Origin of the sequence: Acinetobacter sp. AG1 (assembly GCF_001005525.1) — a bacterium.
Classification (GTDB): Bacteria; Pseudomonadota; Gammaproteobacteria; order Pseudomonadales; family Moraxellaceae; genus Acinetobacter; species Acinetobacter modestus.
This window is the reverse complement of record NZ_LBMZ01000076.1, coordinates 1-15947: the sequence shown is the minus strand read 5'-3', so window position 1 is coordinate 15947 and position 15947 is coordinate 1. Positions and strand designations below refer to the sequence as shown.

The window sequence follows — 15947 nt, the reverse complement described above, 5'->3', positions numbered from 1 at the left end:
ATCATATAATCAAAAGCTGATAGAGAAGCTTTCGCACCTTCACCAGTCGCAATAATGATTTGCTTGTACGGTACGGTGGTACAGTCACCCGCAGCAAATACACCTTTGACATTGGTTTCATTTCGATCATTGATCACGATCTCACCACGATTACTCAATTCAACTGCACTGTTCTTCAAGAAATCTGTATTTGGCAATAAACCAATCTGAACAAAGATCCCTGCAAGCTCAACTGTATGCTCAACATCAGTCGCACGATCTTTATATTTCAACGCAGTGACTTGTGAACCATCTCCGACCACTTCAGTACTGAGCGCATTCAAAATCACAGTGGTATTCGGCAAGCTGTTTAATTTGTCTTGTAGCACTTGATCTGCACGAAGCTTGGTATCAAACTCAACTAACGTCACATGCTCAACAATCCCTGCAAGGTCAATCGCTGCTTCTACACCAGAGTTACCACCACCAATCACCGCAACACGTTTGCCTTTGAATAATGGGCCATCACAGTGTGGGCAGTATGCCACACCACGTGTACGGTATTCTGCTTCACCCGGTACATTCATTTCTCTCCAACGTGCGCCTGTTGAAAGAATAATGGTTTTCGATTCAAGCTTAGCTCCATTTTCCAATTCAACTTCAACCAGACCATTGGCTGTCTGATCTGCACCTGTGATCTTGCTGACACGTTGCAAATTCATGATGTCGACACCGTACTCACGTACATGGGCTTCCATATCTTGAGCAAACTTCGGACCTACAGTTTTTTGAACCGTGGTGAAATTTTCAATGTCCATGGTATCCATGACCTGACCACCAAAACGTTCAGCCACGATACCTGTTTTAATACCTTTACGTGCTGCATAGATCGCTGCTGTACCACCCGCAGGACCACCACCAATCACCAATACATCAAAAGCATCTTTGGCATTAAGTGCTGCGGCATCTTTCTCAGCAGAGTTCGTGTCTAGCTTCGCCACGATTTCTTCCAAAGTCATACGACCTTGTCCAATATGTTGATTGTCTTGAAACACCATCGGTACAGCTAAGATTTTGCGTTCTTCAACTTCTTCTTGGAAAAAACCACCATCAATCATGGTTGCAGTTGCATTCGGGTTATAGATTGCAATCAAGTTGAGTGCTTGAACCACATCTGGACAGTTATGGCAACTCAATGAAACAAACACATCAAAGTTTGATTTCAAGTTTAAGCCTTTGATCTGGTTCAAGACTTCATCAGAGACTTTAGGTGCGTAACCTGATACTTGTAATAATGCCAAGATCAAAGAAGTAAACTCATGTCCCATCGGTAAGCCAGCAAAGAACACACGTGGTTGTTCACCTGCTTTAGCTACACCGAAACTAGGACGGCGAGCGTTTGAACCGTCAAAACGCGCCGTAACTTGGTCAGAAAGTTCTGCAATTTCAGTCACGAGTTCTTTGATTTTTGCGGCTTTGTCTGATTCATCTAAAGCTGCAACTAACTCGATTGGACTTTCTAAACGTTCTAAGTAAGCTTTTAATTGCGTTTTAATATTTTGATCTAACATGTATTTCTCCAAATTCTAAGCAGTTCAAATCAGCTAAATTCATTCAATGAAGCTATAGTACGCAAAATATATAAATAGGTAAAACAGTATGTTTTTATAAATTTAATCGGATAAACCGAATTAAAATTTAAGAGACATCAAGCTTTTGATGAATGCGCATGTGGCGATTTTTCAATTGTTTAGCGAGTACATACAAAATGGTGCTTAAAGCAACAACCAACACAATCAAGCCCCATAAAATTACATTCACAATCTGAGAAATACGTTCGGCTTGTTGTGCACGCAGATCTAAGGGCTGCGTAATTGAGGTGATACTCTTACCATATAGTTGCTGCTGCATGACCCATAACTGTTCAGGCTTAAAATCATATTGTTTAAACTGAATCGAGTTATTCTTCTCAGCGACAATCAATTGATTCACATAGACATTGGCAGTTTTACGATCGGCAGGTTGATGCAACAAAGCCACTTGTGCCAACACATAGGCTTTTTCAGTCGATGAAATGTTGGCCTGCTGTAAATCTTGAGCAATTTGACTTTCAACAATATTATTTTGATAGCTCATCCATTGTTGATACGCCTGTTTGGTTTCATCTTTCCAATCGTATTGAATGTAGCTCAGACCAGACCAAAGCAAAATAAAGGCAATAATCCAAGCCAAAACTCGTTGTGTCCATGCTTGGAAACGTTGCTGAAAAAACTTAAATTTCTTCATCCAACTGAGCAGTAAAAATGCCCCAATAAACGAAACCAAAATTTTTAGAAACAACCAACCAAACCATGATAATAAATTAAAAAAATAATCGACTGGTTGTTTAAATAGCACCAATTCTTGAACATGATAAGGCAAATCTAATGCCTGAACATGCGTGGAAAGATCAAAGAACCGATAGATAAATTCTTTTTGCAAAAATAACGATGCAACTGTAATAACGACCAATGTACAGGCTAAAACGAACCAGATCATTAAATGACGTTGACGTTTTTTTAATGCATCTAAACGTTGGTCAATCGGTTGTACACTAAAATCGTTTATGGGTGACAATGATTTTTCCTTCAAAAATTAACAATATCAAGATTTGGGTGGCTGGCTATGCTCAAGCACTAAATGATTTAAATTCTCTTGCAAAGCACGTAAACGTGTTGTCGCTTCCGCACGCTTTTGCATCCCTTCTTTCTGAATCTGAATCACATCATTTACAGTTTTAATGAGGGTATTTTGTACATGTTCAAGTGTTTCCACATCAATCACTGAACGTTGATTCGCTTTCGCAGTATCGACTGAATTTTGATGTAATAATTCAGCATTGCGACGTAATAATTCATTCGTTGTGTCATCAATAGCCTTGGCAAGCTGAACACTATTCTTTTGCTCTTGTAATGAAATCGCCAGACTAATCTGATTTTTCCATGCGGGTAGCGTAATGTTCTTAATGGCATAGAACTTATCTACCAACATTAAATTATTCGACTGGATGATCCGAATCATCGGTAAGGTTTGCATCGCAGACTGTTGTAAAACCTGCAAATCACTGACTCTTTTCTCAAGATTATTCGCCAAATGATTAAGATCATAGATCTGTTGCGTCGTTTGTTGATCCTGCTCTTGTGATGTGAGCATTGATATCTGTTGCTGAATATCCTGCTGTTTTAATTGCCCTGCAGCAATATAAACACCAAGCTGTTTATACTCATCCTGAACCGCATCGAACATTTTATCTAAGGTTCCAACCCGAGCTTTCAACCCTGATTGAGAACTTTCAATTTCTTTAACCAATACATCAATCTGCTCTTTAGTGGTATTAAAATGCTGATCAAAATTTTGTTTAGCACTTTTAAATTTACTCAGTAAACCGCCAAAAAACCCAGAGCTTTTTGATTTATTCAAAATACTTGAAGTATTCAATTGCTGTGCGACTTGCACTACCTCATTAAGTTTTTGTCCAGTCGTATCCAAATCTTTATTCTGAACCAGATTTAACAGCTCATCGGTATAAGTTGAAGTTTTACTGGCAATATTTTTGCCATATTCAGCCACCACTGTCGTGCTGATATCTGCCAGTTCTTTATGTGCATCCATTACTTCTGCAAGATCTTGTCGTTGCAATCCTAAATCTTTTAAGTTCAACTGCTCAAAACGTTGCTCAGGCTTCATTTCAAGCTCATGAGATAATTTGCTAAGTTCTGAATCTGACATCTTTTTTCCCTCTTATTTCTGTAATGATTTTTTCAAATTTTTAATTAAATCTTCTCGACTTTTATCAAGCTGATCAAGTGTATTTGTTGAAGTCGATGCTGTACTTTGTTTAACGTGATATTGCCATGCAGGAATCAAAACCTGTTGTGCTTCTTTAAATCGATCTAGCAAGCCAAAAGATAACTCTTGTGATAACTGCATTTGTTTCATCCCAATATCATTACTCGTTTGTAAGGTTTGTAAGGTATTTATTTTTTTCGAGAGCCGTTCAACAAAATGGTCAATCTTTTGCTGTTGAGTAAATTGAGGATATTCTATTAAAAACTCATCAGCGGCGCGGATATAAGCGGCCATCTGTTCTCTTAGACCTAAAGCTTGCTGTAGTCGTGATTGCGATTTTTGGATTTCGATCTGTAATCGCTGGCTTAAATGATTTGCTTCATTGATTAAACGCCCAAGATCTTTGACAAACTTTACTTGACCAGCATCGTATTCAACATCTATACCTAACCATTTTTGCAACGCGTTAAAACGACGGCCACCTAAATGTTTTTTGGAAATTGAAAGTTGCTGAATAATCTGGGTAATCACTTCACTCAATTGCTGATTCAATCTAGGGTCAACACCATTCAGTAATACACTTTGAGCTTGAACTAAATGATCTGCATAATGATTCAAACGATGTGGATCATTTAGTAGAGGAAGTAAATCATTACGTTTAATCGCTAAAATATGTTCTTGATTTGATTCAATTTGCGATAAAGGTATGAAGTCGAACGATTGCGTCATATTAGCCGAGTATAGTAAGAACAAATAAATTTGAACATAGTTAGTTTTAGCATGTTCTTACTCTTTCGCATACTTAAATGTTGTTATGTTTTTTAAAATTTAACATTTGGGAATTAATAAAAAACCTCTTAATTACAATGAATAAAGAGATTTTCAGAATTGTAAACTATGCTTTATTCATCATTAAGGGTGCATTCAAAACTATTTGGGTTTTGCTTACAACGCACTTTTTTCAGAAAGTTCATCATTTTTGGATCATAAATACCCGCTTTGGTTAAAGAAATACGAGCTTCGCGCATCATTTTCATATAATTAAGCTGTTCTTCAGGGGGGATATTCATCCAATATTTTTCTGGAATTTCTTTTTCATATTTTGCGATTATATTAAATGTACGACCAAGTTGACCCGCTACCCATTCACGAGACTTTTGCCCAAATCCTTCAGGAAACTTATCCTTTCGAATAATAAAATTTGCTGAAATTTGTGTTAATGGAAATTTTACGATTCCACCTTTATCCCCCAAACCTTTATAGAGTTCAAAGGGTTTATAAGCAACGATCGGTGCTGGGACAATATCAATTTGATGGTTATTAAATTTTGCACCAGCATTGGTGACATCGACAGAAACCGCTTGAGCACCAACTTGAGCAACAAGTTTAGGTTGAGCTTCATCATATGCAAATACTCCAACCTTCTTTCCAGCAGCTTTGGCTAAAGTATTAATACTACGATCAGCTACAAAGAGGTAAGCAGGACCAATCGTTCCTAAACCAGCAATTTCATAAGGACCATTAAGCATACTTTTTGCTGCTTGTGGTTTAGATAACAATTGATAGGCAAGTATTGCTGTTTTTAAGTCTGTTAATGCGCCAATTGCATCCAATGATCCTACATATTTATTGAATTGGCGACCACGCAAACCACTAATAATCGCACCATCACATTGTCCAACTTTCAAATCTTCTGCTGCGACTCGCTCATCAACATAAGCGCGTAAATCAATATCTGCACCCCACTTTTTAGCTTCAAGTGCATAATCCTTTGCTAATGCAAATGCATCCCCCGATTTGCCGACTGGATCAAAAACACAAACGGTCTGTTTAGCTTGAGTTGTTATAGCACATCCAAATAATGCTAACCCAATTAAACTTTTTTTAATTATCATTTATTCTTGCTCGATAAGATTGATTTCTTTATCACACCCGATCAATGATCATTATCCTATGACAAGGTTTATTTTTTTTAGGAATTTCCAGTCAATTACTCTCTAAACAAGATCATTTTAAACAATTCTAATTAGCCAAATAATTACTGAGCTATTCGCGGTGGAAGCGCATATGTTCCAATCACATGCGCAACTGGTTCTTCATCATCCAAAGAATAAAGCCACACTTCACCTGTAACTAATGTTTTACCAATTTTGATTAATTTACACTCAGCTTTAATATCTTGATTTCCATTAGGTTTACGAAAAAAATTAATGGTCATGTTGGTTGTAACAGCCATAGCAATTAGACCTAAATGCCCCATAATCGCAACATAAAGCGCGAAATCAGCCACCAACATCAAGGTTGGACCTGATACGGTTTGACCTGGACGTAAATCGTTCTGATCGATTTTATAAAGTAACTGTGCCCCTTTAGGACTAATCTCTTCGATACTAGTTTTTTCGAGTGCTTGAGGAAATTCCTGTGCCAAAAAATGAGTAACTTCATGCTTACTAAGCGCCATAACAATACATCCCAAATGACTTAGATTATTTTTAAATTATGACTAAAACTATAAACAAACATTTAATCAGCTTGATCTGAAAGTTCATTTAAGACTTGCCAATAACTAGGAGGCTCAGGAACATGTCCACGCTCTAATAACATCTGGTGCATTTTAGGTAACTTAAAATATGGAACTGTTGCCATTAAGTGATGTTCTTTATGGAAATTCACATGGATGGGCGCAACTAAAGCACGAGCAATATAACCTGCTTTTGTAGACCGTGTATTCGTTAATGCACTATTACTGGTTGGCATACCTGCATGTTCTGCCATCGAACGAACACGTAAAAATAATGGAAATGGTGTTAAATATGCCAATATCCAAAGTGCATATAATTTAGGATGACCGGCTGCCCATAATATTGAAAATAAAGCAGCATTTGTTGCTATTGCACCACCACTATTTTTTAGAAATGCTTTTGGATAGTCGACCCAATGGCGTCCCTCTTGAGAAATCCAACGACGGTCGTTAGATACCGTCCACTCCATTTTCTCAACATCCATAAGCACTCGTCCAAGCGCGAATTTTAATCCGGTTATTCCAGAAACATCACGGAAAAACTTACGCATTAACGATTTCTTCGAAGTTGGGAAACCCTCTACCAAAGACAAATCAGGATCCTCTACGGTAGAAGTTTTACTGTGATGGCGTAAATGATGGGCACGATATTTCTTTAAATCATTCCAGATTGGACGAGCACAAAGCCAATCAGTAGCAATATCATTCAGCCATTTGGTTTTAAATAAGCTTTGGTGTGAAGCGTCATGCATAATGATTGCAAGCGCAAGTTGACGACCCGCTAATATTACCAATGCAGCTATACACATCAGTAATTTGCCCCAGACAGGTAAATACTCCCATGTACTGGCAACCGCAGCAAAGGTTCCACCAATGACTGCCCAAGTTGATAAAACAGCCCAACTACCGTGTAAATCTGACTTTGTTGTCAATTCTGTGATTTCTTCTCTTGTGAACAAATCACTTATTGATGTCCGTGTATTCATATCCCTACCCTACAATTTTTCTATTTCTATAGATACATAAGTATAAATTTTATTTTAGATTAAGTAATATTTCTGTCAATACATTAAAATTAATTTTTCAGTAATATTTATACTAAACTGATTTCATAGAATCGTTGCCACAATTCCAGTCCAGTCTGATCCAATTGCTGAACACTTAATGCAAATTGATCACGTAAATGAACATCAACAAAATCCTCAGGTAATAATGGATCATTCATCAGCAAAGAAATGGTCTGCCGACCAAGCAATAGCGATTCTTTAGCAGCAATATCTAAGCTTAATTGCTCAACTGTCTCCAACCACTTTTGAATCATTTGACTATATTTTTTATAGTTTTGATTAAGCGTTTGAGTGGGCCAAAGCTTAGGAATTTTATTTAATGTTGTGGTGTCGAAATGATTAATTTGGCAAATTTTGGCGCTTTTTTCTAAGCCAGAAGCTTGTAATGCCAAAAATACCTCTTTAAAAGAAATGGCTAAATTATCAGGGCGAATATAAATACCTTGTTCTAACTCTTTAAAACCGAAGTGCTTTAATGCGCGTTCCCGGCGGTTTAAAGCTGTACGATCAACCCGCCCTAATTCACCCGTAAAGACAGCTAAGTATTGATGATCCCATTGTTTTGTTTGTTTAATTCCGTTTTTACGGTTCAACATCACATCGGCCCATTCGTGTGATTTAGCCGTAAATTGATATATACCCCGCTCAATCGCCTCAATCACCCCATCACTAGATAATCGGGTTACTGCGACACGAATACTATTTTCGCTAATCTCAAAAAGCTTCGCTGCGATAATAATTTGTTTAATCGAGATCTCACGACCTTGTAGCCCTAAAAGTAAATCAATGATTAAATCTCGGGCATTCATTTTAGCTATTGTCATCTTACAATCGAACCAGTTCTAAACATGAAAAAAGAAATAAAGAATAAGAATTTTAACTTAGAATCTCTCCCTTTTAGTAATTTTTCTAAAAGGGAGATTTTATTTTTATAGAAAAACAAATAATAAAATAATACCCAGTACAATCCGATACCAAGCAAATACGCGTAAAGTGTGACGCTCAACAAATTTAACTAATGCGCTCACCACCAATAATGCCGAAATAAAAGCAGCAACAAAACCAACTCCAATATTCAACATATTATCTTGTGTTAATACATCCGCATTACGAATAAGATCAAAAGTTGCAGCCCCCAACATCGTTGGCATCGCAAGAAAGAAAGAAAATTCTGTTGCCGCTTTACGAGACAAACCTGAGAACATTCCTCCCACAATGGTAGCACCAGAACGAGAAGTCCCTGGAATCATTGCAACGCATTGTGCACAACCGACTAAAAAAGCTTGCTTATAAGTAATTCTTGTCGCTTCAGTTGTTTTATGATCAAAATTCTTGGACTCAACCCAGAAAATAATCAGACCACCAACAATCAGTGCGATTGCGACCACAAGTGGACTAAATAAGACACTTTTAATAAAATCGACTGCAAAAATACCAATCACGACAGCAGGAAAAAAAGCAATTAAAACGCTAAAAGCAAAATGACGTGCTTCTGAATCCCCACTAAAAAAACCTTTAACTAAATCAAAAATCTTTTGTCGGTATAACCAACAAACAGCCAAAATTGCACCAAGCTGAATGACAACTTCAAATACACGCCCGTCGTCAGAGTGGAAGTCGATCATGTGACCAAATAAAATTAAATGACCCGTACTTGAAATCGGTAAAAACTCGGTCAAACCCTCAATAAACCCTAAAAATAAAGCCTTTAAAATTTCAATATGTTGCATAACTTACTCAAAAAATGCGTAATTCAAGATTAAAATAAAGGGCAAGCTTACCTTGAAATTAAATCATTTTATGTGATTGTCACGTAACGTTTTAAGCTTGATCTTTCTAGCTCTAAATACGAGTTTATTATTAAATAATCATCAAACTATTTTTCTTTTGCATTTGTTCAACAACTTCACGTGTATCGAATCCTAAACGCCAATAAAGCAACTCTAAAACATCTAATTCATCTTGCGTGATGATACGATCGCTCCATAAACATCGCTCTGCAATTGCTAAAATATTGAGACGATCTCGTAATAACAAGCCTGAAACATCATTTAAAATTTCTGCTAAATCAAGTGGTTCATCAGAAATATCTGCGTAAATCTGCATTTCTTCGGGTGCTAAAATCTGTTGAAGAATTCGTTCACGCACCTCAAGCTGATTTGGACTATTAATTTGTTGTACATGCAATAAAGCATCAATTAAATGCACAATTTGTGCTTTCACATCTTCAAATGACGTTGGTAAATGTGCAGGCATAAGATTGAGTTCACGCTTTACTCGCTCCAATAACAAAGCATCAAGCAAACCCACCTCACCATCTTCTTGAATAATACAAGCCAATTTAGTCAAAAATTGACGAGCAATACTTGTCGGCATATGCCCAATATTCTTACAGGCATCATGGAAGATTTGAACATGAATACGACCATCCAAATTCAATAAAGAATCTACGATTGCATGACTTACAGCAGCTTCTTGAGGAATGAATTCACGATATTGACGAATCATCAAAATCGCAACCATCACCTCCCTTGAACCGGTCGCCGTTTGCATCGCTCTTTGTATCAATTCTGGGCGCTTTTTATTCTTCCGCATTTCAGAGTTTAAAGGCTTAATTGCATCATTCAAAGCAAAACTGATTGGCGATAAACGCAATAAAGGTAAAGGCTGTGGCGAACTCCAAGGTAATGTCATATCTGTCATTTCTTCTTCCAAAGAACGAAATAGACTGAATAAAGGACGATTGCGTAACTTTTTTAAATTTTCTAATTGCAAATCCTGTAACAAAGTAGGATTTAGTTCATAAATTCGATCTTTGATACTTGGATGAATATTCATCCAACTTTGCGGACTAAGAGAATTTGCGAAACACATATGTGAAATCGATTCTGAATACGCACTATGAATTTGCGAACCTGAATGGTGGACATAGATACGTAACAAGGTTTGAATATTGGCATTATTATTCATCAAACGCATAGTTTTCAGGTCATTACGAAAAGTTCGCCCACTTAAGGTCAAATATTTAATTAAACGCGTAATTAAGATGCCTAAACTCCCAATCAGCCAAATCACTCCACCAATCGCAACAAAAATAGTTTCGAATTTGTTTCGATAAGACGTTGCATAAGGATTGTAGCCTGCTTGAGCTAATTTACTTCCCCATTGACTAAAGGTGGTTAAACCACTGTATAAGATTTTTAATTTAGTATTTTCAACTGCTTCACCTGATAAAATCTGGTTGAATTCATAACTTAATAAGCCATATAGCTCTAGTTCATCTAAATTTTGTAGAGCACCCCACGTTAAAATAATTACGATATCTTGAGATCTGAAGCCTGCGGTTAAGGCATTCACACCAACTTCATCTGGGAGCACATAAACAGCGGGGGTATCGATCGCAAAACTTTGAGCAACTTGCTCTACGACTTTTAATGCTGTGCTTTCTTCGGGCGTACTTTCGTCAAAAACAAGGCGTCTTGCTTTAAGTTGTTTTGCAAGTGAATGGCCGCCTTCACGTAAGACATACAGTTCAGCACCAACCGACCAAACCATAACGAAGAATAAAAGAAAGATAAAATATGGACTAAGAACATGCCACCAAATGGCTTGAGTGTAGTCAAAGAAATGAACGACTAACCCCAAAATCAAATTGAGAATAAAAACTGTCGACAACATAGCGAGCAAGCAAAAACTTACCGACCATGCAATATTTTTATTTTCAATTAAATAATGGCTCATTTCTTTCAATGTAAGTTTTCCTGATTACATTGTTGATCTTAGAGGCTTCGAAACCTTAAGTATCATAAAATAAAAAAGCGGGAATTTCCCGCTTTTCTATAGATTTAAATGATTACTCTTCTTTAATACCTGTTAAATCAACAGAAGAAGCATCGATATTTACATCAATATAACCATCTGCTTTCTTTTTTGCTGAATCATTACGTTTCTGCTCGAGATTAATTAGATAGTCATTATCAATCCCACCAGCCACATAGATCCCGTCAAATACAGAACAATCAAATTCTCTTAAATCAGGTACTTTGCTGGTACGCACTGCGTTCTTTAAATCTTCCAAATCTTGGAAAACTAAACGATCTGCACCAATAATCTCACGAATTTCTTCAACTGTACGATCTGAAGCAATTAATTCAGATTTTGCTGGCATATCGATACCATACACGTTTGGATATTTCACCATAGGTGCAGCCGAAGCAAAGAATACTTTCTTCGCGCCAGAATCACGTGCCATTTGAATAATTTCATTACAGGTTGTACCACGTACAATCGAGTCATCCACTAACAGTACATTTTTATCTTTAAATTCAAGCTCAACTGGGTTTAGCTTTTGACGAACTGATTTTTTGCGCTGCTGTTGACCTGGCATAATGAAGGTACGTCCGATGTAACGGTTTTTCATAAAACCTTCACGGAATTTCACGCCCAAAATATTAGCCAATTCTAATGCTGAAGTACGACTGGTATCTGGAATTGGAATGACCACATCAATATCGTGCTCTTCACCCCATTCCTTCAAAATTTTATACGCCAGTTTTTCACCCATTTTTAAACGAGCTTTATAAACTGAGATTCCATCAATTGTTGCATCTGGACGAGCAAAGTACACATATTCAAAAATACATGGGCGATATTCTGGATTTACTGCACATTGTTTGGTAAACAATTCGCCATTTGAATTAATGAAAACTGCCTCACCTGGTGCAATATCACGCTCAACTTTAAAACCTAGCGCTGTAATCGCAACGGATTCAGAGGCAATGATATATTCAGTGCCTTGCTCAGTTTCACGAGAACCGTAAACTAGAGGACGAATTCCGTTTGGATCGCGAAAACCAACAAGCCCATGACCTGTAATCATCGCAACAACCCCATAAGCACCTTTACAACGCTCATGAACACGAGATACGGTGTGGAAGATATTTTCTGGCGTTGGGTTGAGTGTACCGATCTTCTGTAACTCATGTGCAAACACGTTGAGTAAAACTTCAGAATCAGAATCAGTATTCATGTGACGTAAATCTGTTTTAAACAGATCATCATGAATTTCTGCGGCATTGGTTAAGTTACCATTGTGTGCAAGGGTAATACCATATGGAGAGTTTACATAAAACGGCTGTGCTTCAGCACTACTTGATGAACCTGCTGTTGGATAACGAACATGTCCTATCCCATAGTTACCAAGCAAAGCACGCATGTGACGGGTATGGAATACATCACGCACCATACCATTATCTTTGCGGAGGAATAAACGCCCTTGATGGCAAGTTACAATCCCTGCTGCATCTTGTCCTCGATGTTGTAACATCGTCAAGGCATCAAATAACATTTGGTTTACTGGCGATTTACCGGCAATCCCAACAACTCCACACATAGCAACCTCGCGACAAGCTAGGAACGGGGTTTAACCCCAATTAATAAAAAGGATTTTTCGTTGAATGATCAGAACGTTGATCTACTGAAGCGCGTTCTGACTCCTCCATTTCAGTCGAAGGGCGATGTAATAACGCACCTTCAGATGTCATTTGATGTATCGCTTCATTTGCAGCATCTTTTGATATTTCGGTCGCTAATGGCGCGTATGGCAATAAGATCTGTACAAATTTTGATTGTTTCCAATGCGGTGAACTATTCACCCAAGGACCGACACCCTGCATCGCAATCAAGACAATTAATAAACCTTTTAGTGAACCAAATGCACCGCCTGCTAGACGATTTAATGGGCCCAATTTTAAACTTTTCAAGAGCCCATTCAGGAATGCGGTAATAACCCACGTGCAAATCACGATGGCTAATACAATAAAAGCAAAAGCAGCAATTTTTTGCACAACTGGGTCTTGGCTTAGACTGCTCATCGCAGGTGCCCAAATGACCGCGTATTTAGCCCCAATGACCAATGCGAATATCCACCCGATCAAGTTCGCAAAGGCTTTAATAAATCCTTGACGCAAACCGTTCAGCCCTCCAATGAGCAAGATGATCAGGATGATGATATCAAGTGTGTTCATGTCACACAGTCATCGCGTTAACACAATCTTTTACTAGTGTTGGGCCTGTATAAATAAGGCCACTGTATACTTGAACGAGACTCGCGCCCGCCTCTTGTTTTGCTACGGCCTGCTCACCTGAAACAATTCCCCCGACACCAATTAAAGGAATTTTTCCATCTAAAACATCGGCGAACTGACGTAAACATTCGGTGCTTTTTTCAAAAACGGGGGCGCCCGACAAACCACCTGCCTCATTACCATTTGGCAGATTTTCAACACCGTCTCGCCCTAATGTCGTATTGGTAACAATCAATCCATCAATCTTAAATTTCAATAATTGTTTAGCGATAAATGTAATATCTTCAGGCGTTAAATCTGGTGCTACTTTGAGTACTAAAGGAACATAATGATTATTTTCTTTAGCAAGTTCTAGTTGACGTTGTTTCAAAGTTTGTAATAGCTCTGTAAGTGCATCACCACTTTGTAAACTACGTAAATTCTTTGTATTCGGTGAGGAAATATTAACTGTAATATATGATGCGTAATTATAAACTTTTTCTAAACAAATCAAATAATCAGAAACCGCATCTTCAACAGCAGTATCTGCATTTTTACCGATGTTAATTCCTAAAACACCTTTAAACTTAGCAGCTTTAACATTTTCAATCAGTTGATCAACACCGTCATTATTGAATCCCATGCGATTGATGATTGCTTTCGCTTCTGGAATACGAAATAAACGTGGTTGAGGATTACCTGCTTGTGGACGTGGTGTAATGGTACCAATTTCAATAAAACCGAAACCTAAAGCAGCTAGAGCATCAATGTGCGCACCATTTTTATCTAAACCAGCAGCAAGACCAACAGGGTTTGGAAACTCGATACCCATACAGCTCACTGGTTTATGTGCAGTTTTCTGATGCATCAATCCAAATTTATGCGCTGTATCGAGCATAGAAAGTGTGAGTTCATGTGCACGCTCTGGTGCCAAAGTAAACAACAAAGGGCGAGCCAATGAATATAACATACCAATCACAGTCTACTGATTTTTCAAGTAGCCGTATTATAGGCATAGGCTCAACAAAACACCATGCTTGACATATGCTTATTTTGTAGAGTCTTTGCTTTAGTGCTTCTTGATTAAACAATTTTCTGGTTTTATTCAGATTTTTAATCTTGGTCAGGTCATTTGCAATTGATTCAAATTAACATTTCGCAGTTCAATAAAAAAAGGAACTAAGCTCATTTAAAGCTTAGTTCCTTTCACTAAATTGTAGAAATGTTACTTATTTCCAAGAATAAGACACACCAGCACCTACAGCAGTTGTATTACCGTTATTAAAGCCTGTTGAGAATGCTCCTTTGATTGCAACACCATTATCGAAGTAATGACTTGCTCCCACAGCGATAGCAGACTGACTATCATAATACCCCATACCCATACCGACAGTAGAAGCACCTTGTTCAGCTGGCATTGGAATATTTGTCATCGCAGTAATACCAGCAATACCTTGCGCGGCAATTTCTCGGTTTTTACGAACATCTTGATTCGTTTGATCCACACGGCTAGATACATCTCTAAAGTTATTTTCTAGATCCATAACTTTGGTATCAGTATAAGCTTTCGAATCAGAAAGCACTTTTGCATCAGCAGTTTTATATTCTTGACGCATTACCACTTCACGACTATCAGTATATCCTTTTGCACTTGTTAATGTCGCCTGATCACCTGCATCTGCATAAGTTTTAGCATCAGTTAAAGTTTTGGTATTGGCATCTTTCATCTGCTTAACATTCACAGCATCAGTATCTTGTACACCAGCTGCAACATGAATAATCTGACGTTCTTTACCAGCGGCACCAACTGAAACAGTATTATCTCTGTTAGAAGCTGAATCATTACCCAAAACAACAGCATTTTTGGCAGCAGTATTTACGTTATTGCCAACAACAAAACTGTTATCACCAGTGATCGTATTATCATTACCAACAGCATAACTTCCATTTGCTTGAATGACGTTTGGATCACCAAAGGCACCTGAACGCTCACCTTCAACTTTATTGCCTTTACCGACTACAGTATTTGATTTTCCTTTTGCTGAAGCTCCAGAACCCACAACCGTATTATTTTCACCATCGGCAACAGCACCATCTCCAAGAGCAGTAGCTCCAGAGCCTGTGGCTTTAGCACCAGAACTCGTTACATTTGGATTAGCATCAAGGTAAGGATTGTTACCACCACCACCTTGAGATGCAAGCCACTCTTGTTCCGTACCTGTATAGCCATTGTCAACGGCTATTTCAAATGCACTCTTACCATTTGCTCCTGTATCTCCTTTAGGTCCTTGAGCTCCTGTTGCACCCGTAGCACCTACATCACCTTTGTCACCTTGAGCGCCTGTGGCACCTGTCGCGCCGATGTCACCTTTGTCGCCTTTAGCTCCAGTTGCCCCCGTAGCGCCTACATCACCTTTATCGCCCTTGTCTCCTTGAGCACCTGTAGCTCCTGTTGCACCAGTCGCGCCCGTAGCGCCTACATCACCT

General features: G+C 38.1%; 14 protein-coding genes. All 14 read right to left on the bottom strand.

Annotated elements, in window-relative coordinates; genetic code table 11:
* Window positions 1-1550 (bottom strand): alkyl hydroperoxide reductase subunit F (ahpF, locus tag AAV96_RS01980; RefSeq protein ID WP_046738110.1); only part of this gene is annotated, 1550 nt, incomplete at its 3' end.
* A 127-nt stretch (window positions 1551-1677) separates the two neighbouring features.
* On the bottom strand, window positions 1678-2595 hold the full coding sequence (locus tag AAV96_RS01975) for a hypothetical protein (RefSeq protein WP_046738109.1): 918 nt from the start codon (window positions 2593-2595) through the stop codon (window positions 1678-1680).
* Between the two features lie 27 nt (window positions 2596-2622).
* Window positions 2623-3747: a toxic anion resistance protein gene (locus tag AAV96_RS01970; RefSeq protein ID WP_046738108.1), complete on the bottom strand. Its 1125-nt coding sequence runs from the start codon at window positions 3745-3747 to the stop codon at window positions 2623-2625.
* A gap of 12 nt (window positions 3748-3759) precedes the next feature.
* Complete coding sequence (locus AAV96_RS01965) at window positions 3760-4536, bottom strand: hypothetical protein (protein WP_046738107.1); 777 nt, start codon at window positions 4534-4536, stop codon at window positions 3760-3762.
* 173 nt (window positions 4537-4709) lie between these two features.
* Complete coding sequence (locus tag AAV96_RS01960; RefSeq protein ID WP_046738106.1) at window positions 4710-5702, bottom strand: putative solute-binding protein; 993 nt, start codon at window positions 5700-5702, stop codon at window positions 4710-4712.
* Between the two features lie 143 nt (window positions 5703-5845).
* Window positions 5846-6268: a PaaI family thioesterase gene (locus AAV96_RS01955; RefSeq protein ID WP_046738105.1), complete on the bottom strand. Its 423-nt coding sequence runs from the start codon at window positions 6266-6268 to the stop codon at window positions 5846-5848.
* A gap of 62 nt (window positions 6269-6330) precedes the next feature.
* Window positions 6331-7314: a fatty acid desaturase family protein gene (locus tag AAV96_RS01950; protein ID WP_005160663.1), complete on the bottom strand. Its 984-nt coding sequence runs from the start codon at window positions 7312-7314 to the stop codon at window positions 6331-6333.
* Between the two features lie 107 nt (window positions 7315-7421).
* On the bottom strand, window positions 7422-8219 hold the full coding sequence (locus AAV96_RS01945; RefSeq protein WP_004661533.1) for a PaaX family transcriptional regulator C-terminal domain-containing protein: 798 nt from the start codon (window positions 8217-8219) through the stop codon (window positions 7422-7424).
* A 105-nt stretch (window positions 8220-8324) separates the two neighbouring features.
* The gene (locus AAV96_RS01940; RefSeq protein ID WP_046738104.1) at window positions 8325-9125 is read right to left on the bottom strand and encodes an undecaprenyl-diphosphate phosphatase; all 801 of its coding nucleotides are present in this window, start codon (window positions 9123-9125) and stop codon (window positions 8325-8327) included.
* A 130-nt stretch (window positions 9126-9255) separates the two neighbouring features.
* Window positions 9256-11145 (bottom strand): M48 family metalloprotease, encoded by a 1890-nt coding sequence (locus AAV96_RS01935; RefSeq protein WP_171066556.1) that lies wholly within the window; start codon window positions 11143-11145, stop codon window positions 9256-9258.
* 103 nt (window positions 11146-11248) lie between these two features.
* The gene (gene purF / locus AAV96_RS01930; RefSeq protein WP_046738103.1) at window positions 11249-12787 is read right to left on the bottom strand and encodes an amidophosphoribosyltransferase; all 1539 of its coding nucleotides are present in this window, start codon (window positions 12785-12787) and stop codon (window positions 11249-11251) included.
* A gap of 40 nt (window positions 12788-12827) precedes the next feature.
* The gene (locus AAV96_RS01925; protein WP_005215519.1) at window positions 12828-13421 is read right to left on the bottom strand and encodes a CvpA family protein; all 594 of its coding nucleotides are present in this window, start codon (window positions 13419-13421) and stop codon (window positions 12828-12830) included.
* 1 nt (window position 13422) lies between these two features.
* Entirely contained in the window at window positions 13423-14430 is a 1008-nt protein-coding gene (locus AAV96_RS01920) for a quinone-dependent dihydroorotate dehydrogenase (RefSeq protein WP_005215517.1), read from the bottom strand.
* A gap of 259 nt (window positions 14431-14689) precedes the next feature.
* Window positions 14690-15947, bottom strand: a 1258-nt coding sequence (locus AAV96_RS01915) for a YadA family autotransporter adhesin (protein WP_052750584.1), incomplete at its 5' end; no start/stop codon positions are given.

Coding starts and splice junctions, on each gene's coding strand:
- AAV96_RS01970 (WP_046738108.1), bottom strand. CDS start 3,747: ATGTCAGATTCAGAACTTAGCAAATTATCTCATGAGCTTGAAATGAAG.
- AAV96_RS01960 (WP_046738106.1), bottom strand. CDS start 5,702: ATGATAATTAAAAAAAGTTTAATTGGGTTAGCATTATTTGGATGTGCT.
- AAV96_RS01940 (WP_046738104.1), bottom strand. CDS start 9,125: ATGCAACATATTGAAATTTTAAAGGCTTTATTTTTAGGGTTTATTGAG.
- AAV96_RS01955 (WP_046738105.1), bottom strand. CDS start 6,268: ATGGCGCTTAGTAAGCATGAAGTTACTCATTTTTTGGCACAGGAATTT.
- AAV96_RS01965 (WP_046738107.1), bottom strand. CDS start 4,536: ATGACGCAATCGTTCGACTTCATACCTTTATCGCAAATTGAATCAAAT.
- AAV96_RS01925 (WP_005215519.1), bottom strand. CDS start 13,421: ATGAACACACTTGATATCATCATCCTGATCATCTTGCTCATTGGAGGG.
- AAV96_RS01920 (WP_005215517.1), bottom strand. CDS start 14,430: ATGTTATATTCATTGGCTCGCCCTTTGTTGTTTACTTTGGCACCAGAG.
- AAV96_RS01950 (WP_005160663.1), bottom strand. CDS start 7,314: ATGAATACACGGACATCAATAAGTGATTTGTTCACAAGAGAAGAAATC.
- AAV96_RS01945 (WP_004661533.1), bottom strand. CDS start 8,219: ATGACAATAGCTAAAATGAATGCCCGAGATTTAATCATTGATTTACTT.
- purF (WP_046738103.1), bottom strand. CDS start 12,787: ATGTGTGGAGTTGTTGGGATTGCCGGTAAATCGCCAGTAAACCAAATG.